This window comes from Levilactobacillus tujiorum (assembly GCF_012641185.1).
GTDB classification, from domain to species: domain Bacteria; phylum Bacillota; class Bacilli; order Lactobacillales; family Lactobacillaceae; genus Levilactobacillus; species Levilactobacillus tujiorum.
The window spans coordinates 1-20423 of record NZ_JAAXLK010000004.1 but is presented as its reverse complement, the minus strand read 5'-3'; the positions used below and the strand labels follow the sequence as shown (position 1 = coordinate 20423).

General features: G+C 47.9%; 21 protein-coding genes, 5 tRNA genes and 2 rRNA genes. 7 read left to right on the top strand and 21 right to left on the bottom strand.

The window, feature by feature from the left end; translation table 11 throughout:
* The first annotated feature begins 1 nt into the window (after window position 1).
* The 6 genes from HF569_RS02680 to HF569_RS02655 all read left to right on the top strand — a co-directional run bounded on the left by HF569_RS02680 (window position 2) and on the right by HF569_RS02655 (window position 4318).
* Window positions 2-517, top strand: a complete 516-nt coding sequence (locus HF569_RS02680; RefSeq protein ID WP_168901211.1) for an ImmA/IrrE family metallo-endopeptidase — start codon at window positions 2-4, stop codon at window positions 515-517.
* 75 nt (window positions 518-592) lie between these two features.
* Window positions 593-1099, top strand: coding sequence for a hypothetical protein (locus HF569_RS02675; RefSeq protein ID WP_168901210.1), 507 nt, complete (start codon window positions 593-595; stop codon window positions 1097-1099).
* 61 nt (window positions 1100-1160) lie between these two features.
* Window positions 1161-1925, top strand: coding sequence for an FxLYD domain-containing protein (locus HF569_RS02670; protein ID WP_168901209.1), 765 nt, complete (start codon window positions 1161-1163; stop codon window positions 1923-1925).
* A 107-nt stretch (window positions 1926-2032) separates the two neighbouring features.
* On the top strand, window positions 2033-2473 hold the full coding sequence (locus HF569_RS02665) for a hypothetical protein (protein ID WP_168901208.1): 441 nt from the start codon (window positions 2033-2035) through the stop codon (window positions 2471-2473).
* A 111-nt stretch (window positions 2474-2584) separates the two neighbouring features.
* Complete coding sequence (locus HF569_RS02660) at window positions 2585-3001, top strand: hypothetical protein (protein ID WP_168901207.1); 417 nt, start codon at window positions 2585-2587, stop codon at window positions 2999-3001.
* 171 nt (window positions 3002-3172) lie between these two features.
* Window positions 3173-4318: a tyrosine-type recombinase/integrase gene (locus HF569_RS02655; RefSeq protein ID WP_168901206.1), complete on the top strand. Its 1146-nt coding sequence runs from the start codon at window positions 3173-3175 to the stop codon at window positions 4316-4318.
* A 123-nt stretch (window positions 4319-4441) separates the two neighbouring features.
* On the opposite strand, the gene HF569_RS02650 is transcribed toward HF569_RS02655, so the two are convergent.
* From HF569_RS02650 to HF569_RS02620, 7 genes are all read right to left on the bottom strand, one after another.
* A tRNA-Leu gene (locus tag HF569_RS02650) sits at window positions 4442-4526 on the bottom strand.
* 81 nt (window positions 4527-4607) lie between these two features.
* Window positions 4608-5489, bottom strand: coding sequence for a homoserine kinase (gene thrB, locus HF569_RS02645; protein ID WP_168849662.1), 882 nt, complete (start codon window positions 5487-5489; stop codon window positions 4608-4610).
* A 20-nt stretch (window positions 5490-5509) separates the two neighbouring features.
* Window positions 5510-5989: a SprT family protein gene (locus tag HF569_RS02640; RefSeq protein WP_168849675.1), complete on the bottom strand. Its 480-nt coding sequence runs from the start codon at window positions 5987-5989 to the stop codon at window positions 5510-5512.
* Window positions 5982-8177 (bottom strand): Tex family protein, encoded by a 2196-nt coding sequence (locus HF569_RS02635; RefSeq protein ID WP_168901205.1) that lies wholly within the window; start codon window positions 8175-8177, stop codon window positions 5982-5984. The genes HF569_RS02640 and HF569_RS02635 overlap by 8 nt, the downstream gene beginning before the upstream one ends.
* Before the next feature lie 143 nt (window positions 8178-8320).
* Window positions 8321-8755 carry a hypothetical protein gene (locus HF569_RS02630; RefSeq protein ID WP_168901204.1) on the bottom strand — a complete coding sequence of 145 codons (435 nt, stop codon included), beginning with the start codon at window positions 8753-8755 and terminating at the stop codon, window positions 8321-8323.
* Window positions 8756-8765: 10 nt separating this feature from the next.
* Complete coding sequence (gene nadE / locus HF569_RS02625) at window positions 8766-9596, bottom strand: ammonia-dependent NAD(+) synthetase (RefSeq protein WP_168901203.1); 831 nt, start codon at window positions 9594-9596, stop codon at window positions 8766-8768.
* Window positions 9597-9688: 92 nt separating this feature from the next.
* Entirely contained in the window at window positions 9689-11155 is a 1467-nt protein-coding gene (locus HF569_RS02620; protein ID WP_168901202.1) for a nicotinate phosphoribosyltransferase, read from the bottom strand.
* Window positions 11156-11313: 158 nt separating this feature from the next.
* Between HF569_RS02620 and HF569_RS02615 the strand changes: the two genes are divergently transcribed.
* The gene (locus HF569_RS02615; RefSeq protein ID WP_168901201.1) at window positions 11314-12048 is read left to right on the top strand and encodes a WecB/TagA/CpsF family glycosyltransferase; all 735 of its coding nucleotides are present in this window, start codon (window positions 11314-11316) and stop codon (window positions 12046-12048) included.
* On the opposite strand, the gene HF569_RS02610 is transcribed toward HF569_RS02615, so the two are convergent.
* The 14 genes from HF569_RS02610 to HF569_RS02545 form a co-directional block, all read right to left on the bottom strand.
* A complete protein-coding gene (locus tag HF569_RS02610) occupies window positions 12049-12534 on the bottom strand; it encodes a GNAT family N-acetyltransferase (protein WP_168901200.1) in 486 nt (161 codons plus the stop codon).
* 67 nt (window positions 12535-12601) lie between these two features.
* Complete coding sequence (locus HF569_RS02605) at window positions 12602-13303, bottom strand: GntR family transcriptional regulator (protein WP_168849669.1); 702 nt, start codon at window positions 13301-13303, stop codon at window positions 12602-12604.
* 36 nt (window positions 13304-13339) lie between these two features.
* A complete protein-coding gene (gene nagA, locus HF569_RS02600; protein ID WP_168849670.1) occupies window positions 13340-14482 on the bottom strand; it encodes an N-acetylglucosamine-6-phosphate deacetylase in 1143 nt (380 codons plus the stop codon).
* 189 nt (window positions 14483-14671) lie between these two features.
* Complete coding sequence (gene proC / locus HF569_RS02595; RefSeq protein ID WP_168901199.1) at window positions 14672-15472, bottom strand: pyrroline-5-carboxylate reductase; 801 nt, start codon at window positions 15470-15472, stop codon at window positions 14672-14674.
* Between the two features lie 268 nt (window positions 15473-15740).
* A tRNA-Gln gene (locus tag HF569_RS02590) sits at window positions 15741-15812 on the bottom strand.
* 9 nt (window positions 15813-15821) lie between these two features.
* A tRNA-Tyr gene (locus tag HF569_RS02585) sits at window positions 15822-15904 on the bottom strand.
* An 83-nt stretch (window positions 15905-15987) separates the two neighbouring features.
* On the bottom strand, window positions 15988-16803 hold the full coding sequence (locus tag HF569_RS02580) for a metallophosphoesterase (protein WP_168901198.1): 816 nt from the start codon (window positions 16801-16803) through the stop codon (window positions 15988-15990).
* A 148-nt stretch (window positions 16804-16951) separates the two neighbouring features.
* Complete coding sequence (locus tag HF569_RS02575; protein WP_211089022.1) at window positions 16952-18433, bottom strand: peptide MFS transporter; 1482 nt, start codon at window positions 18431-18433, stop codon at window positions 16952-16954.
* A gap of 412 nt (window positions 18434-18845) precedes the next feature.
* Window positions 18846-19124, bottom strand: coding sequence for a PTS lactose/cellobiose transporter subunit IIA (locus HF569_RS02570; RefSeq protein WP_168901197.1), 279 nt, complete (start codon window positions 19122-19124; stop codon window positions 18846-18848).
* Between the two features lie 16 nt (window positions 19125-19140).
* Window positions 19141-19473, bottom strand: a complete 333-nt coding sequence (locus tag HF569_RS02565; RefSeq protein ID WP_168901196.1) for a PTS sugar transporter subunit IIB — start codon at window positions 19471-19473, stop codon at window positions 19141-19143.
* Between the two features lie 494 nt (window positions 19474-19967).
* Window positions 19968-20040, bottom strand: a tRNA-Thr gene (locus HF569_RS02560).
* 29 nt (window positions 20041-20069) lie between these two features.
* A tRNA-Asn gene (locus HF569_RS02555) sits at window positions 20070-20142 on the bottom strand.
* A 6-nt stretch (window positions 20143-20148) separates the two neighbouring features.
* Window positions 20149-20264: ribosomal RNA gene (gene rrf, locus HF569_RS02550) — 5S ribosomal RNA — on the bottom strand.
* Between the two features lie 73 nt (window positions 20265-20337).
* Window positions 20338-20423 (bottom strand): 23S ribosomal RNA (locus tag HF569_RS02545); the annotation flags it as partial.

The following is a 20423-nucleotide window of genomic DNA, read 5'->3' as shown; positions in this document are numbered from 1 at the left end:
AATGGGTTTGAGTAAACTAGAACAATTAATCGCAGTCTATAGTAAATACGCCGCAATCATTGAGGTATCCGGTCTCAAAGATAAGATTGGCGCCTACGGCACATTCCGTGTCCGGGACAAAAAACCATACGTTTTCCTAGAAAAAAACCAACCAGAGGTCGATAAACGGGTTATTTTGGCTGAGGAATTCATGCACGCTCTGCACACTGTAGGTGTAATCCTTGACCAAAAAGACATCAACAATAAGAAGCAAGAAGTGCAGGCCCGAAGTCTTGCGTATAAAGCTATCGTCAGTATGGATGATCTCCTTTACTGTTATAAAATGGGACTACGCTTCGATTATGAGGTAGCTGAGGAACTTGAGATACCTGTCGAATTTTTGAATAATGCTATCTCATATTTCAAAACACAACTAGGTGAATCCTCAACCTACAAGGGGTATAAGGTAATCATCAACGATACAATCACATTTTATCCGGCGGTTCACAGTGAGCTTGGTATCTCAGCTAGGTCATGAAACCGTTGTCAAAATTTTCCTTTTCGGTATTATTAAAGTGTGAACCAATTATTAAACGCACTGGAGGAATTAACGATGGGATATCTAACGTCAATTATTGAAATGCTCATAATTGGGCTAATAATTTATTGGCTTGTACAAAGAAGAAAACAGAAAAAAGAAGAGTTTTCTCAAATTACATCAAGTTTTAAGCGTGAATCTGCTATTAAGATTGCCAACGCCCAGATTAATATGCAATCCAAACAGCTCTTAATCGATTCCGATGTTATCAGCTTTGATGACATCATTGGCTATACACCGCACATTGATGGTGGTACCAAGAAAAAACATCATTCGTTATTACGAGCGGCAACTGGTGGCGTATTATTCGGAGGAGCTGGAGCTATCGTTGGCGCAGTTACTGGCGGCAAAAAAGTGGACTACATCACCCGAATGGACGCAACAATCGTTACAAACGATGGTAACAGCCACACTGTAAAGTTCCTAGCATTACCTCAAGATAATGGCACACCAATGGTCAGAAAAGCAGAAGATGAAATGGATCGTTTCCATGCACTGATTAATCAGGCCATCAAGAATTAATGCATCATCAGGTATTCAGATACTTTCGATGATGCACAAAATACATACTGGAGGCAACATCATGAAAAAGCTTGTTACCCTTGCAATCACATTGTTAGCTGGATTGTCACTCGTCGGCTGTGGTAATCAAAAGAAGCAGACTAAGTATTATGATCGAGACTTTATTAATTCTCTAGAAAAGGGCCTCGAAGCTCGATGGGCAATCACTGACACTGTCAAAGACCCAACTAACCCTCCTAAGGACGCCCTAACTAAATCCGTCAATACTGAACTTGCTAAAGTTAAGGGCTATGACAATAAGAAGTTTAAAGACAACAAACTGCACGAAGAGGCCATTACCTACCTCAACGCTCTGGATGATCAAAAAACAGCGTTGAAATCCTATGATAAATCTAATTTCTTCAATAAATGGAACAAAGCTTACGATACTCGCACTCAGATGATTTTGAAAATCAATAACAAGTACAAACTAAAAGTTAGCGATAAGTACAAGAATGATTTAACTGAACTGACGCGCCGCGGTGATGAGGTAACCAATGTTTCAAAAAAGTCCGCCGCTATTAAGTCACTAATTAAATCTATTAAATTCAAGCAGACTAAAGATGACGGATACACCTACACTTATGCCGCAAAGATAAAGAATAACACGGCTTATTCATTTAAATCTTTTGGCATCAAGGTTAAATTGATGGATGCGCAAAAGACTGTAATCGATACCCAGGCCGTTTACACGGAAAATTGGGATAAGGGCCAAACTAATCAATTTGAATTTATGACTGATAAGAAGTTTAGTTCTTATGAGGTAGTACAAGACTACACTGAATAGAAGCTCACACTAGATTTCGTCCAGAAAATAAAAAAGCACATCCCCACAGGAATGCGCCTGCCAGAGTGAATATATGTAACTCATGCCCCTAAGGAGGTACTCACACAATGAAAAAAATTGTTGCCAGTATTTTGTTAATCATATGTACACCGATTGTTGCCTTGGGCCTTAACGTTAACGACAGTCAGGCCTCAACATGGCATAAAGGAACGCCTAAAGCTCTTCGAGGATTTTACTCTTATGAACAACTCCACAATGCATATGGTACCGTTCCAATCATTCAATTGAAGAAGTCATCCTACCTCATTGCTGAGCTTTATCCATACCGAAACACAATTAATGTAACCAGCATCCACTATAAAAAGGTCGGTAAGTATTACCGACTAGTTGGTAAAGCATATTTGAGTGAGCAGATTCTCCATCAGGCTTATAAGGTAGACCAAGTTTTTTACAAATCCGGTAAAAATCTGAAGAATACGAGTTACTCAAGTTTTAAGAAGCAACGATTCTCAAATTATAAAGGTAACATTGCTACATTAATTCCTTAGACTCATTTCCCTCCTCGGTAGCTAGCACTGGTTCGATTCCAGTGGAGGGATTAGACCAGATACGGACGTCTTTAAAAGCTGAATATGTTCTCTAATTAAGGTCGTGTGTTTATGTATATAAAAAAATTTTTCATTGCTTCAGTAGCATTGGGAATTTTTGGTGGCTCTCTGTCTTTGAGTATGACAGCTAACGCATCAAATTGGCACAGTAATACTCCGACGTCTATACGCGGAACATGGAAAAAATCTAAAAAAGCCGGTTCTGGAAAGTATTCGTTTAAATATAATTACATTGTCCGAATAACAAGTCACAGCTTTGCAGCACAAGGGCTTGGTGATCCATACTATATTAGCAATGTTAAATATAAAAAGATTGGCCATTATTCATACATGTTTTCAGGTAAAGAATTCTATTCCCGCAAGTGGCAGCACATAAAAGTCATTGCGACCAAGCATACAATTAAGTTTAAAATTGTATCTCCTAAAAGTATGGCAATGTCAAAATACTCGGAAACTGCATATCGATAAAATATATAAATAAAAAAAGTGCATCCCCCTACCCGCCAAGATAATGGAATGCACACACAACGTTCGAGGGCACTAGTGCGCCCTTTTACATACACAATTATAAATGAAAGGAGGCGATGCCACAAGTTACACTCCAAAAGTCCCTCGCACAGACAATTGGAGGATATAAAAATGAAGATTAAATCATATAAGAGTAAAGGTAAAACATATTACGAAGTTTCTGGATACTTGGGAGTTATTGAAACGCCAACCGGTGAAACTAAACGTAAGAACTTTCATAAACGTGGATTCTCAACTTCAAAGGAAGCCACACTGGCATACTCCCGCGCCCAGCTCAAATTTGATGACGACAAGAAACACGGCATTCAAATTAGCGAAAATCCAACGTTTGCTGATGTCTATGCTGTTTGGCTAGAAACCTACAAACTTGGCGTTAAAGAAAGCTCACTAAACCGCGTAGAAGGCTTATTTAAGCACCATATCATCCCTTCTCTTGGTAAGCGACATATTAATACCATTACGTGGCAACAATGCCAGCAGGCGGTATTAACGTGGCGAAAAGAGGTCAAAGCATTCAACAAGTTGGTTCAGTATGCCTCACTAGTGTTTCGAACTGCTCAAAAGATGGGGACCATTACAACTAACCCCATGAAATTAGTCGACGTTCGAGAAGAAAAAAACAATGTACCAAAGCAAAGCGAATCTAAGAACTTCTGGACTAGCCAGCAGCTGGCTGTATTCTTATCGACCGTAGTTCATGAGGATGACTTGCGAAATGATTACCGGCGCAGTGCTCTATTTTACCTTTTAGCTACTACGGGGATGCGTAAGGGTGAAGTGTTGGCCCTTACCTGGCAAGATGTGGACCTCGTTAATGCTACTGTGACAATCAACAAAACAACCACGCGAGCCCTCGATAACACCCAAACGATTGGTACGCCTAAAACGGTGAATGCATACCGAACTCTATCTTTAGAACCGAATACGGTCACCTACTTGAAGAAGTACCGTCAACGCATGGCCGTTATCCCGCTTGCTAACACCCGCGTATTTCACAGTCAGAAGGGAGGCCCAATGTCCTTAATGACTCCTAACCACTGGCTAAGCACTATTTTGAGCCACGTCGATCTACCACGTATCACCGTTCACGGATTGCGGCACACATTCGCATCTATCCAAGTTTTGAATGGTATTAACGTAAAAGCCCTTCAGTTACAGCTCGGTCATAGTGATATTAAGATTACGCTGAACATTTATACCCACTTTTCCGAAAAGCAGGTGGCTGCCCAAGTGATTCGAATTTCTGACATCATCTAAAAAATGGTTACAAAATGGTTACATCCGTATCCCATTTTATACTATTTATTCCGTATATCAAAAAACAAAAAGGCCGGTAAATCAACGTTTTCCCGTTGATTCCCGGTCATTCCAATGTATATATGCGGCCAAGAAGATTCGAACTTCCACCCGGATTACCCGGACAAGATCCTTAATCTTGCGCGTCTGCCAATTCCGCCATGGCCGCATTAACTCACAAGAAATAGTATACCAAATGATTCCGGCAGTGACAATATTTTTTTGCAAGTTAATTCAAAAAATTTCAATATTATGCATCCGTCAGGACAGTTGCACCCTCTTTATCGAGCTCTAAAATGCGCAAACTGCCCGGCAAATCAGCATCCGCTAACTTGGTCCGCAACAATGTCAATTGCGCAGAAGTGCCAAAGGTAACGACGGTTGGGCCCGCACCACTGAGATAAGTCCCTACAATTCCCAGTTCATGGGCAGCATCCCGAATTTGGTTAAGCTCTGGCACCAGCTGAGACCGAGCCTGTTCGTGGAATTCATCCATTTCAATCAGCTTCGTGGCCAGTTCCCAATCTTCCTTCAAGAGTGCCGCCACCAACACGTTAGCGACGCTGCTAGCATGGACCGCCGTGTCGAAGGAGACTTGCTTAGGCAAGGCCTTACGACTCTTCTGGGCCAACAACTTCTGTCCTGGAATGAAGACCAAAGCCTGCAAATCCGGTAGTGGTAATTTGATCGCATCAGCAACCCCATCGTTAACGGTCGCTACCGCCGCCTGGCCCATTAATGCGGGCGCGACATTGTCCAATTCGCCGCCGAGCTTAACCGCCCAGTTCAATTGGTCCGCAATGGATAAGTCCATTTCGCCCAACTCATTGGCAATCTTAATGCCCGCGATGACCGCACTGGTCGAGCTTCCCAGCCCGCGTGAAACGGGAATATCCGACATAACCGTCAATTGGTGCGCCTGTAGCTTAGGGTTAACTTTCAATGCCGTCTGCACCATCAGATTATTTTCGTCACGCGGAATACTCGTGCCCAAGGCGTGGTTCACCCGCCACTTTTCCGTTTTTTCCTCAATAATCACGGTCAAGTACAAGTGCAACGCCGCACCAATCGAATCAATCCCCGGTCCCAAATTGGCCGAAGTTGCTGGTACCCGAATAATTGTTTTTCCCATAATCTACTGACCTCCTGTTTTTAATGTGGTCGCTGAACTGCGATCACCGTCTTTTGCCAAACTAAATGGCCATGACACCGGCCACAAACCATCTTCGTCACGTCAATGTGCCGGGCGCGATAGTACTTCTGCCCACACCGTTGACACACGTACAATTGCCACCGACGCGGACGCGGTGCCGCTGATTTCGGTGCCGGCGCAAATCGTAGTCCACCAACTTGCTGTAACAACTCGCGAAAAGCACGAGTCCGATGTTGCCCGGATTGACCAGCCAGATGTAAATGGTAGTGACACAATTCATGCTTAATAATCCCTACCAAGGTCGCCTGGTCATGCTCAGTTAGCATGCGCGGATTGATTTCAATACTGTGGTCCTTCAGCTGGTACCGACCTCCCGTGGTCTTCAACCGCGGATTAAAGCGCGCTTGATGGCGGAATGGTTTGCCAAAGCTTGCCAGTGAAATCTTTTCAACCAGTCGTTGTAACTCCTGATCAGTCATGCCCATCAGTCCGCATCGTCAGTTGAATCCGTTGCCGGTTCTCATCGACACTCAATACCCAAACCGTCACCACATCGCCAATCGTGACCTCTGCACTAGGGTCACTAACGTAATGGTCGGCTAATTGTGAAATGTGAACCAGGCCATCCTGCTTCACCCCAATGTCGACAAACGCACCGAAGTCCACCACGTTGCGGACGGTTCCTTGGAGCTCCATCCCCGGTTTGAGGTCCGCCATGGTCAACACATCCTGTCTCAATAAGGGCGCGGGCATGGTGTCCCGCAAGTCACGCCCCGGTTTACTCAAGCCGGCAATAATGTCCGCCAGTGTGGCTTGGCCAATTCCCAGCGTAGCCGCCCATTTCTGTTGATTGAGCATCGCCAGTTCTTGTTGCAACTTGGGCGTCCCAATGGCCGTCTGATCCACCGCTAATTCCGCTAATAATTTGCGCGCAACGGGATAACTTTCCGGGTGAATGTCCGTATTATCCAACGCATCCTGTCCCGCAATGATCCGTAAGAACCCAACCGATTGTTGATAAGCCTTGGGGCCCAACCGCGGTACCTGTTGTAAGTCCTTACGACTGGCGAAGGCGCCGTTAGCATTACGATACGTCACAATATTTTGAGCCGTCGTCGCCGTTAACCCAGAGATGTGGGTCAGCAATTCCGGACTGGCCGTATTGACATTGACCCCCACTTGGTTGACCGCCGTTTCAATCACCCGATCCAACTGCTCATCCAGGGCTTTTTCCGGAACATCATGCTGATACTGTCCCACCCCCACGGCTTTAGGGTCAATCTTAACCAATTCAGCCAAGGGATCTTGTAGTCGGCGCCCAATGCTCACGGCAGAACGCTCTTCAACATGTAGATCGGCAAATTCAGCCCGAGCGTTGGCGCTGGCCGAATAGACGGAGGCACCGGCTTCATTGACCAACACGTAATATACGGGATGATCTAAAGTCTTCAGAATGTCACTCACGAATTCCTCAGATTCGCGACTAGCCGTGCCGTTCCCAATCGCAATCATTTCAACGTGGTACCGCGTTAACAGGTCTTTGAAAATTGGTGCCGCGGCTGCCCGCTGTTTGGCATTGGCCGGTTTGTGGGGATAGATCACCTGCTTGGCGAGGAAACGCCCGTTGGCATCCATAATGGCTAACTTACACCCCGTGCGGTAGGCCGGATCAAAGCCCATGACGACCTTCCCCTTCAGCGGGGCCTGCATCAGTAAATGATAAAGGTTATGCCCAAAGACTTGAATGGCATGTTGATCCGCCTGTTCCGTTAAGTTGCGCCGTAATTCTCGTTCAATAGCTGGCCCCAGAAACCGCTTGTAGGCATCGGCAAAGGCCGCTTCAACCTTGGCAACCGCCGGACCATGATGTTGACCCACTAACCGAAAATGCCCGTATTGTAAGATTGAGGTACTCTCAACGTCGATTCCCACAGATAATACTTTCTCCCGTTCACCGCGGTTAATCGCTAACACCCGGTATGGCGGCACCTGATTAAGCCGCTGACTGAAGTCATAATAGGTAGCGTACACCTGCTGCTCATCACGGTCAGCGGCCCCGCGCTTCAGCTTGCTGGTTAGTTCGCCATGCTGCCACGTATACTGCCGAATCCATTCTCGGAAGGCGGCTTGCTCGCTAAACGTTTCCGCCAGGATTTCATGGACCCCTGCCCAGACTGCTTCTAGATCCGGCAAGTCTCGCGCTGCATCGACATATTGCTGCGCACGGTCATCCAAATCACCTTGGGGAAAGGTTAACAGCCACTGTGCTAGGGGTTTCACCCCCCGTTGGATGGCTACCGTTGCTTTGGTCTGTCGTTTCTTCTTGAATGGAAGATATAAATCCTCCACTTGTTGCAAAGTCGTAGCCTGTTCTAAGTGATGCTTAAGTTGTGGGGTCAGGGCTTGCTGTTCCGTAATCGCCTTCAAGACATCCTGCCGCCGCTTATTGAGCTTCGATAACCGGGTCGCTTCGTCTTCAATCTCACGAATAGCCACTTCATCCAGCGATCCTGTCCGTTCCTTACGGTAACGCGCGATGAACGGCACCGTATTGCCCTCGTCCATCAATGCCAAGACGGCCTGAATCTGTTGTACCCGGTACTGCTTCAACTGTTGGTGAACCGGCTGTGCCAAGGCACTCAGTTGTTCTTCATTCTCTCTTGCCAATGCAACCCCTCCGTTATTGTCATCCTAATCTGCATTATACCATGGTTAAGGCGGCGATCCCCCCGCGGTACCACCAAAAAGGCCGCTGCAACTGAGCGATGATGCAAAAAAGGACACCGTTAGCAGACGGCATCCTTGATTGATTACATGGGACTGGTCATAATCCGCTGCGTTGCTGCAGTTACCTTCTCCATGGCATTCTCTTGGGTCTTCTCAGACTGATTAAACGCCGCCACGTCGACTGCTTGATGTTCCACATCAATACTGTTCGTCATGGCTTGGCAGGCTTCCGTGTAAGTCCGAAATGCCGCCACCAGCGATTTGTGCTTGCCTAAAATTCTAACCGGCGCGCTGGCCTGTTCCAACTGATTCAGCTTCTGTTCGTAACTATCCGTGCCTCGTTGAAAATTATCCACGACAGCCTGCAGTTCTGCTTGGGACAGTTCGCTAACCTTGTCGTCATCAATTGCCTTGCGCATCTTTTCAAAGTCGTCGTTCATCGCGCCGGCTTCGTCTTCAGTTCCCTGCAGCACTTGGCTCAACACGTTCACATAACTACTCATATTATTCTTTCGCATCATTGGTCACCTAGTCTTTCCAAAATGTATCGTAAATATTAACTGGTAAGTGCCGCTTGTGAGCAGTCTTACGGTACCAGTCCTCAATCTTCTCCGCAGCCGCATCGCTGACGTCACGGCCTTCAAGATAGTCGTCAATTTCCTCGTAACGCACCCCGAGAGCCGCCTCGTCAGGCAAGGCGGGCCGATTGTCTTCCAGATCGGCGGTTGGTACCTTCTGATACAAATGTTCTGGCGCCCCCAGATAGGCTAGCATGGCTGCTCCCTGACGCTTGTCTAGTCGCCATAGCGGGCAAATATCTGCCGCACCATCACCAAACTTCGTATAGAATCCCGTCACGGCTTCAGCAGCGTGGTCCGTGCCGACGACGGCGCCAGACCGGGCCCCGGCAATTGCGTATTGCGCAATCATCCGCTGACGCGCCTTGATATTGCCTTTATTAAAATCACTAACCTCATCGTGGTTCGCGCGTACGGCAGCCTCCATGGCATCTGCGGCGGCCTTGATATTGACCGTCTGCGTCTCATCGGCCCCCATCACATCAATCGCCATCATCGCATCATCCTCATCGGCTTGTTCACCATAAGGTAAGCGCACCGCGATGAAGCGGTAATCACTGTCGTTTGTCTCCTGCCGCATTTCCGTGACCGCTTGTTCACACAGAATACCGGCTAATGTTGAATCTTGACCACCGGAAATCCCTAAGACTAGAGTCTTTAAGAACCGATAACGTTTTAAATAATCCTTGAGAAAATCAACACTCCGCCGAATTTCTTTGGCCGGATCAATGGTAGGTTGGACCTTCAACGCGGCGATGATCTCTTGTTGCATTGCCCGCATACTACTTGCCCCCTAATTAGTTTAGCTGGCCTCTTCACTTATTGCTGGCTGGTCAGTCGGTCGCCTGAATGGCGAGTGCCAGTTGTTAACGGCTACTCAGGCATTTTCTGTACGTACGTGTGAATGTCCTTGATAATCGCCATCTTGTGATCCCAGCAGTCTTGGGACAGGTCGACGGGATATTTCTGTGGGTTCAAGTCCCGCTTATACTCTGGCCAAAGATTTGCTAAGGCACCCCGGCAACGATCACGAATGGCCGATAGGGTTGGCAACTTGTAAACCAATTCACCGTCTTCGAAGATGGACTGCAGGATTGGTCGGGCATTGAAATCACCGACCGTCTTATTAATATACGTGAAACTAGGATGGAACATGAAAATGGTCTCTTCACGCCGTGGATCTTCGTCCGCCAACGTGACGTAATCCCCTTCCGTCTTGCCATCAGCCCGCTTGGTAATCCGCCAAACTTGCTTTTTGCCCGGCGTCGTTACCTTTTCAGCGTTGTTGGACAACTTGATGGTACCCTTCATTTTACCGTTCTGGTCACTGATCGCGACCATCTTGTAAACGGCACCCAGTGCTGGTTGATCAAACGCCGTAATAAGCTTCGTTCCAATCCCCCAGACGTCAATTTTGGCATCTTGCATTTTAAGACTTTGAATCGTTTTTTCGTCCAGATCGTTGGACGCATAAATTTTAGCATTCGGGAAACCGGCTTCGTCTAGCTTTTGCCGTACCCGTTTTGATAAGTAAGCCATATCACCGGAATCAATCCGCACGCCTTGAAAATTGATCTGATCGCCCAATTCCTTGGCAACCTTAATGGCATTTGGCACCCCGCTGCGTAGCGTGTCATAAGTATCGACCAAGAAGACACAGTCGCGGTGCGTCTGCGCATACGCCGTAAAGGCATCGTAATCGTTACCATAAGTCTGTACCAGAGCGTGGGCGTGGGTGCCGCTAATCGGAATACCGAAAATCTTGCCGGCCCGCACGTTAGAGGTCGCGTCAAAGCCGCCAATGTAAGCTGCTCGCGTCCCCCAGATGGCGGCATCGAATTCCTGAGCACGGCGCGTCCCGAATTCCATCAGGGCGTCGTCACCCGCCACGGAACGAATCCGAGCTGCCTTGGTGGCAATCAATGTTTGGTAATTCACAATATTAAGAATAGCGGTCTCGACTAATTGGCAGTCCGCCAGGGGGCCTTCCACTTGTAAGATGGGTTCATGGGCATAGACTAATTCGCCTTCAACCGCCGAACGAATCGACCCCCGAAATTTAAAGTTCGCCAAATAATCTAAGAAATCTTCCGGATATTCTTCAGCTTCTCGTAAGTATTCAATGTCCGCTTGGGAAAAATGCAGATTTTGGATATAATTAACGATGTGCTCCAAGCCCGCGAACACGGCATAACCGTTGTGAAACGGCATGTTGCGGAAAAACACTTCAAAAACCGCGTGTCTATCGGCAATCCCTTTTTGATAATACGTCTGAATCATATTAATCTGGTAGGCATCCGTGTGCAGGGTTAAACTGTCGTCAGGATACAAATTCGTCATAATAAGCTACTCCCTTAGCTAAGCTAGTTTTCAAGCTGGACTGTTACATATTTTAATCTAATAGACTTATTTTAGCATGAAACGCACAGAGCGTCATACTATTTAGTACGGTCATTGCGGCTTAATTCGTTGGCATGACCATCTCGAAAGGAGACCCCATGCAACCTTCATTTCCAACTGTAACGGTACTCGATGTCCCATTTATCAAGACCACCGCTACCCAATTACTTGAGACACTACAACAACGCATTCTTACTCAGCAGAACACCTTCGTGGTGACCGCTAATCCGGAGATCGTGATGTACGCGCACCATAACGCCGCCTATCACCAGCTCCTCCAGACGGCCGACTACATCACGCCAGACGGGATTGGCATTCTTGACGGTGCCAAAATTCTAAAACAACCGTTGCCGGAACGAATCACGGGCTTTGACACCCTGACGAGTCTCCTCCAATGGGCCAGCGACCAACACCGCTCCGCTTACTTCGTCGGGGCCAAACCAGGAGTTATCGCTAAGCTTAAAAGCAGCCTGTCACGCGATTACCCCGGACTGATCATTGCTGGCATGCACGACGGCTATTTTACCGATGACACGGCAATTATCGCCGACATCCAGCGAACCCAACCGGACATGGTCTTCGCGGCCCTGGGCTTCCCTAAACAGGAGGAATTCATTGCCCAGCACCGTCACGTCACCAACGGGCTGTGGATGGGGGTCGGCGGCAGCTTCGACGTCCTAGCGGGTACGGTAGACCGGGCCCCGAAGTGGTGGCAGACCCACCATCTCGAATGGCTCTACCGCACCTTGAAGGAACCCAAGCGGCTCAAACGTATCGCCGTGATCCCGCATTACCTCCATCTGGTGCGGCAACAGGCCCGTCGCCAGCGTTAATCACGGCAAGCCACGACTCATCTCAATCAATGCAAGCTCACCTTGAGGCACCGTTCGCAACTGGACGGGGCCTTTTTGCGTAAATCCTAGTCGCCGATAAAAGGACTGGGCGGCCTGATTCGCCGCGAGCACTTCTAGATAGACTTGGGGATAAGTCGTTGCCAACTCAGTTAAAGCAGCCTGCATGAGCTGTTGTCCAATGCCCCGCTGCTGCTTTTGCGGCAGGACGTAGATGGAATAGATCTCCCCCATGGCAGCTCGTTGCGGCTGACGCGCTGGTCCGGCCGCACAACTACCCACCAGAAGTCCGTGGTCAAAGGCCAACCACGTCTGCTGCCATCGTCGCCGCGGCTGCCACGTCGCTGGAGTCAACTGGGCCAAAAAGTCAGCGGGAAGCAGCCCCCGATAGGCACGCCGCCACACGGTTAGGTACAGCTGGGCCACCGCCTCAAAATCATCGTCCGGTCGTGCTTTACGGATTTCCATGAGTCATCGCGTCCTCGCCATTGGTTTTGCAAAAAGGGAGCTGACTCACCGTTCAGCTCCCCCTCATTTATTTTTCAAGATAAAATTCAAATCGTTCGCCGACGTATTGCGTCCGCACGTACTCAAATGGCGTCCCGTCTTGCAGATAGGTCACTTGGCGTAGCCGTAAGATCGCATCGCCCCGCTTGATCTTAAGGTATTCTGCAATGCGCTCAGAAGCCGACATTGCGGAAACCGTCTGTTGTGCTTTTCCTGGATTAAGATTCTTCTTATCCTCCAAAGCACGGTACAGTGAACTGGTCACTTCTTGCTTACTCAGGCCATCAACCAAGTGTTCCGGCACTGTTGCCACCTCAAAACAGATGGGCACATCATCGCCGAAGCGAATCCGTTCCATCCGTAAGACTTGTTCGTCTTCACTCAGTTTCAACTTCTCAGCTTCACTGAGTGATGGGCTCATCACGTGATACGAAATCGTCTTGCTAGCGGGTTGTTTCCCCTGTGCCAGCATCAGATCCGTAAAACTCGTGACGCCAGACATCTTTTCTTGCACCTTCTGGTTGGCCACGTAAGTTCCGGAACCAACTTGCCGTTCCAAAATCCCTTCGTCAACTAAGGTTTGAATAGCCTGACGGAGCGTCATCCGACTCACATCAAAATCTCGAGACAGTTCCCGCTCGGACGGTATCCGATCGCCAACTGCCCACTTACCAGCCTCAATAGCCCGTTTAATGTCATTATGAATTTGAATATAAATCGGTGAACTCACAGCACCTACGTCCCTTCTACAAAAACAACAAAATTTTTATTTAGCGTCGTGGCTAAATTTCCGACCTAAACTATACGTCGTTTCTAATTGTAACTCACGTGTAAATAGGTTTAAGTCAGCATCACGTCCCGGCACTAGCTTACCCTTTTGGGTTAAGTTAAATTCTTCGGCTTGGTTAACCGAACTCATTTGGACCGCGTCATTCATATCGCAACCCGTAAAGGCCATAATATTTCTAAAGGCTTCGTCAAACCGCAACACGGAACCGGCTAAATTACCGCTCTCCAGCCGTGCTTGGCGATCCTTCACAATCACCTTTTGCCCACCAAGTTCGCTGACCCCTTCAGGCATTCCCTTGGCGCGCATGGAGTCCGTAACCAGTTCCAAGCGATGTGGCCCCTTTTGTTCATAGGCCAGCTTGATCATATCGGGCACAATGTGGAACCCATCACAGATAAGTTCACAGTACAAGTTGTCTTCCAACATCGCATGCCCGGTGACCCCTGGTTCGCGGTGCCGCAGTCCCCGTTGCGCATTATACAGATGCGTGACGTGAGTGGCCCGGCTCTCCAACAGCTGTTCGCGCGTCGCATTGGAATGTCCCACTGAAGGCACAATCTTATTAGCCAAGCAGTAGGCTTCAAAGGCCTTGGAACCTGGATCTTCTGGCGCATACGTAATTAATTTAACCCGTCCGCCAGAGAGCTTGTTCCACCGATCCAGCAGCGAAACATCGGGATCCTTGATGTACTTTTCTGGTTGTGCGCCCTTAAAGATGGCGGCAATAAAAGGCCCTTCCAAGTGCACGCCTTGAATGACCGGATTGCGTTTAGCCGCTTCAGCCACGCCACGCATCGCATGATCAATCGCGTCATTGGACTGGGTCATGGTCGTTGGAAAGATCGACGTAATCCCTTCATGAACCATCAAGTTGACCATCTGATCAATCTGATCAGGGTCACCATCCATACTATCATATCCATAACCCCCATGGCTATGGACATCGATAAAGCCGGGCACAATTGTCCGCCCAGTGACCACGTGAATCTCATCGGCTGGTAGCGGCCGGAAATCGGCAACCGGACCAACCGCTTCGATCTGTTGATCAAACCGGATGTAACCATCGGGAATGACATCATCCCCGGTATAAATCTTAGCGTGCTTTAAGACAATACTCATGAGTCTCCTCCTCATCACATGACAACAACTATTTCGTACATTCTCATTGTAATCGGTATAGACCAAAATTGCAACTGACACGAGTCAATTTATTGCCATAAGTCTTGCCAGGCTCGCTGCCGTTCCGGCCCCTATCTGGCGAACGGAAGGTAACCAGCATCACTCCATGTAATGCGGATCATCTCGTGGCTAATCCGTTTCACCCGCATCGCGTTTAATCGTGGCGTCGATACCCTTAACCACTGCCGTCATGAGGCCAGCTTCTTCCATTGCCAATAAACCGGCCACCGTGCTACCACCGGGTGAGGAAACCTGATCAATCAGTTCAAAGGGAATCTTGTGGCTCTGTAAGACCATCTTAGCTGATCCTAGCGTTGCCTGCGCCGCAATCTCAGTGGCTTGCTGCTTAGTGAGCCCATGCTTGACCCCGGCGCGACTCAGACTGTCGATGAAGAAATCAATATAGGCTGGTGAACTCCCGGCCAACGCACTGAAAACGCCAAATTGCTCCTCAGCAAGCATGGTCGTTGAGCCAATCGTATCAAAGACCCGCAACGCCGCAGTTAACCGTTCGCCCGTCAAAGCGGCGTTGGCGGCCGTTGCCGTCATCCCGGCCCCGACTTCCACATTAACGTTGGGTAACGTCCGTAGCGTCGGTACATCCGCCCCGATTAGGGTAGCCATATCTGCCAACGACAGTCCCGCAACAATCGAAATCAACGTTTTAGCTGGCGTTAGCTGCCCCTTAATCTCTGTTAAGACCGCTTGCGCCACGTTGGGGGTCACCGCTAGGACCACCAGATCGCTGTTGGCCGCGACCGCAGCATTGCTCTTGGCCGCAACCAGGTCGTGCGCCTGGGCATATGGGAGATAACTTTCCTCGCGATGACTGTGCACCGTAATCTCAGCCGGCGCAAAGGTCTTGGCCTTTAGTAAGCCGCCAATAATCGCTTGTGCCATGCCGCCAACACCTATAAATCCAATTTTCATACAAACTTCCTCCTTGTGGCGTTTTAGTGGTCTGAACCCACTGGTTAAGTCATTTAAGCCGACTTTTCAATGAGACCACCGCGGCTAAAATCAGGTGACGCCATCGGTAGTTCATCAACCCCACTTATCGTTAGCTCAACGCAATTGTTAATTTGACTTTAGCGAAATTCACCGAAATTGTCAATTACGGTGATACCGCCGTGGAATTGAGGGCCTGCCGGAATTTTAGACACAAAAAAAACCAGCCACACACAGTGACTGGTCTAAGTTGGGCTAGCTGGGTTCGAACCAGCGCATCACGGGATCAAAACCCGTTGCCTTACCACTTGGCTATAGCCCAATAATAAAATGGTGGGGAGTGGATTCGAACCACCGAACCCGAAGGAGCGGATTTACAGTCCGCCGCGTTTAGCCAGACTTCGCTACCCCACCAAAAGTGAATCGCCGTAACGAATCAACGTTTATTATCATACAGAATTCTGCATAGATCGTCAAGCCTTTTCTAAAAAATATTTCTATTTTAATTCCAACAATCGCAACCGCTGACGCCATTCCGTAAAGTAATCGGTCTGGCTCCATTCATTAATCCGTTTATTGTGGTACCCCACCGCCTGGTCGTAGTAAGTTGTGTCGTTGAATTGCCGAGGTGCGAAATGCCGGTGGACGTGGCCAAATTGGACAATTTCAACGTGATAGTCCTCTAACAACTTCCCCAGCCGTGGGCTACCGAGCATGGCATTGGCCATATTCCAAAAGCGATCATCATCCGTATAGCGAATGTAGTCTCGGCGGGGCACAAAATGGGTCATCAGCAGCACCCGCTTATGCTCGGCCTGTGCTTGCACCAACTGCGCTTCCACAGCCGTCAAAACGTGGGTCATGCGCTCCGGGTCAGTCTGCGGCTGTTCAATTGTGCTATCGACCCAAAATGCCCGTTTCCAAGTGAGAAAGTCACGATTGATCAGGTTATCAGCGAATTGATAATCATACCAGCCATTATTGCCGATTATCCGCCAGTTAGTTTCTGCTACGTCTAATTGCCCCTGATGGAGATAAGTCGGCGCTAAGGGGCTCTCAAGGGCCGCATACGTCACGTCATGAAGCATGTCATGGTTTCCCGCAATAAAACGGACCTTGGCCGGCGCAATTAACCGCTGAATCCGCTCAACGTAATCCAGCGATTGCGCGAAGTGATTGGTAATATCTCCTGCAATCAGGTAAAGCCCCACTCCCTGTTGCATCAGGTAACCAGCTTGTTGGGGTAACAACTGGTCGATATTTTGCCGATTCACATCGAAATGTAAGTCACTGATTAAAGCGGCTTTTACCATCGTGAGTCCTCCCTTGAGTTTAAGCTAGTCACAACTAATGAGATAACATAGATAAGCCTGCCACCTGACCGTTCACCAATCTTTAGTAACGAGGCAAATAAAAAAGTGCCATTCCATACAGAATAGCACTTTTTGCTAGAAACATTGATTATTTAATTCCGGCCATTAAGTTCTTAATTGGTTTAACCAAGACAAACATAATCAGTCCGGCAACGATCGCTACGATGGCAACGCCCATAAAGTAAGCTACTTCATTTTCTGGCGTGTACAGCTTAACGATCTGCGCGTTCACGGCTTGACCAGCCGCATCGGCTAAGAACCACATACTCATCATTTGTGATTGGAAAGCCCGTGGCGCCAGCTTCGTCGTCACTGATAACCCGATTGGCGAAATCAGCAATTCGGCAATTTCAACTACGGCCCAGCTTCCGACCAACCAGAGTGGGCTAACCTTAGCGCCTGAACCGAACATCATCACTGGAATCACGATGATCAGGTAAGAAGCACCGGCGAACAGCATCCCAGTTGCAAACTTAGCTGGTGAACTTGGCTGGTTCTTGCCCAGACGGTTCCACAGAGCAGCAAAGAATGGCGTGTAAATCAAGATGAACAGTGGGTTTAACATTTGATACCACGAAGGTAAGATGTGAATCCCCAAGAAGTGGTTGTTCGTTTGGTTAGCGGCAAACAAGGCCAAGACAGAAGAGCCTTGTTCTTCGATTGCCCAGAAGATAGCGGCCGCAATGAACAGACCTAAGTATGCCCAAACGTGCTTGCGTTCAGTCGTCGTAACTTTCTTACTCGTCAAGAAGATCACGAAGTAAACGACTGGTGTTGCGATGGCGATGATGGATAAGAGAAGAACGAAGTTGTTTAAGTTCAATGAACCTAAGAGGAACATCAACAGAATGATTAAGGCAAAAGCGACTAATCCAACGGTCGAACGAACCCCTAGCTTCTTCATGTCGCCTGGTTCCAATGGGTCGGTTGGGTAAAGGCTATCCTTACTTAGGTACTTCTTACCGCCGTACCAGTATTGAACCAAACCAAGGAACATCCCGATGGCTGCCAAGGAGAACCCTAAGTGGAAGTTGTACTTCAACCCTAACCAACCAACTAGTAATGGGGCCACTAATGACCCTAAGTTAATCCCAAAGACGAAGATGGTAAACCCGGAGTCACGCCGTGTATCCCCGGCATCGTACAGGCCACCAACCATTTCAGATACGTTTGGCTTCAGAAGCCCAGTCCCTAAGACGATTAGGAGAATTGAAATGAACAGCGCAATTCGACCGGCAGGAACTGAAAGGGCAATGTGCCCGAACATGATGAGCACCCCACCAATGAACACGGTCCGGCGACTTCCCCAAACCCGGTCACTCAGGTAACCCCCAAGGACGGATGACAGGTAAACCATTGACCCGTAGATGGACATCACTGAGGCAGCCGTTGCTTGATCGAACCCTAGACCACCTTGGGTAACGGAGTAGTACATGTAGTAGATAAGGATGGCCCGCATCCCGTAGTAACTGAACCGTTCCCACATTTCTGTGAAGAACAGCGTTGACAACCCACGTGGTTGACCGAAGAATGTTCGATCTTGAGTCGTCGAATCTGGTTTGTTATTCAAAATGATAATACCTCCATTGCTTGGTTAAAATGAATATTTTTATATTTCACAATCCGAATCAATAAACGCGATTGTGGCAGGGTCTCATAGACCTCTAATAAAACATAGTTGTAATTATACTTCATGAAGTCCCGTTACGCAACGGTTTTCCTAATAAAAGCGTCTCCATCCCCGCCCCCACGGGCAAAAAACAATGATGAAATTATTAGCTATCTCATGCAATCTTCTTATTTTTTATTCATTTCAGCAGTTTGCCCGATATTATACTTTTAATGAATAAACTTACGTTGACTATCCCCTCAACAGTAACTATCGACCCATTGGGTGCTATTTAATCTCTCCTGTGTGACTAGTTAATGTAGGATAACTAAAAAAGATCTGGGAGTTATCCCAGACCTCAGCTTGTTAATTTTTATGACCAATCTAAGTTCAATGCCTCAATTAGCTCGTAGTTGCCTTGTACAGCCATCAAAGTATCCATTGCATGACTTACCAAGACAGACATTGAAAGATCCGTAGCAGCCATTTTTGCCATCATTTGCGTTTGAACCTTGTGAGCCGTCAAGAGCTGGTCGTGGCAACTTGTCAGATCTGGCTGGCGATGCTGAAGGCGCGCCGCAGTCAGTTCCTGATAGAGACTATTTTTAGCAGTTCCTGCCGTGACCAGCAGCTGCATAGCCAATTGCTCCACCGTTGGCGTCATCTTATTAGTAGGCAACCGCGACCGCAGCCGGTACGAAGTTGAGTTGGTGACATGCAAACTTGACTAATGCCTGACTGTTCAACCAACCGTAAATGTCATTAGGAATCATCGCAGTAGGAACCTGATCGCCAATCTTAGCACGCATTTTAGCCTGGTAAGCAACTTGTGGGGCCAACAAAACGAGATCTTGTTCAGCCAACAATGCTGGCGTTACTTCCATTAAGCTGGTCGCAGTAAAGTGTAAGGCCACACGTTGAGTTTCCGCCGCACGCTTAGCTTCCCCGAGGAACAACTGACTTGAAATTCCTTGACCACATACTAATAATACATTTTTCATGATGGCATCTCCCGTGTTTAAATGATACTTATAGGATAGCACTATATCAGGTATACCACAATAGCATTTTGAATAAATCATTTATTATTTTTTAGCTTTAAAGGCTGTCGTAACAGTAGTTGAAAGATATATACCAATTATGAATTCATGACTATACCAATGCACCACGTTCGTGTAACCGTTTACACCCCGATTAGCAATGGGCTACTCTCCTTATTTAACGAAGCTAGGTAGTCCATTGAATCATGCTGACTTCGTTAATTTTCTTGTCGAATAAACCACATTTTTAAAGCGACGATCGAATTAGCTCATACATGTTTCCTTTTTCATGATGAGTTTCCCATCTAATAGCCCACCTAGCAAAAAAAGCACCACTCCCATTACGCGTAGGAAAGTGATGTTTTTTGCTGTTATACAGAGATATTGCTATTAATTTCTTTAAGCATTCGTCGCACAAAAAAAGCCACTGACCAACAGGTCAATGACTTATCTGATGCCGGCTGAGGAATTCGAATCCCCGACCCTCGGTTTACGATACCGATGCTCTACCAGCTGAGCTAAGCCGGCATATCAACTGGTTAACCAGGTTAACCCGACTCCGGCAGGCGGGCTCGAACCGTCGACAACCTGATTAACAGTCAGGTGCTCTACCAACTGAGCTATGCCGGAATAATCGCGTGGCAACGTCCTATCCTCGCAGGGGCGATCCCCCAACTACTATCGGCGTGCTAAAGCTTAACTTCCGTGTTCGGCATGGGAACGGGTGTATCCTTTAGGCTATCGCCACCACACTATAAGAGAACTTCTTCCCTCAAAACTAGATATTATTCAATTACTTTCCGCGGAAACAACCACGTTTTCAACTTGGTTAAGTCCTCGACCGATTAGTACTGGTCCGCTCCACGCCTCACGGCGCTGCTACTTCCAGCCTATCTACCTGATCATCTCTC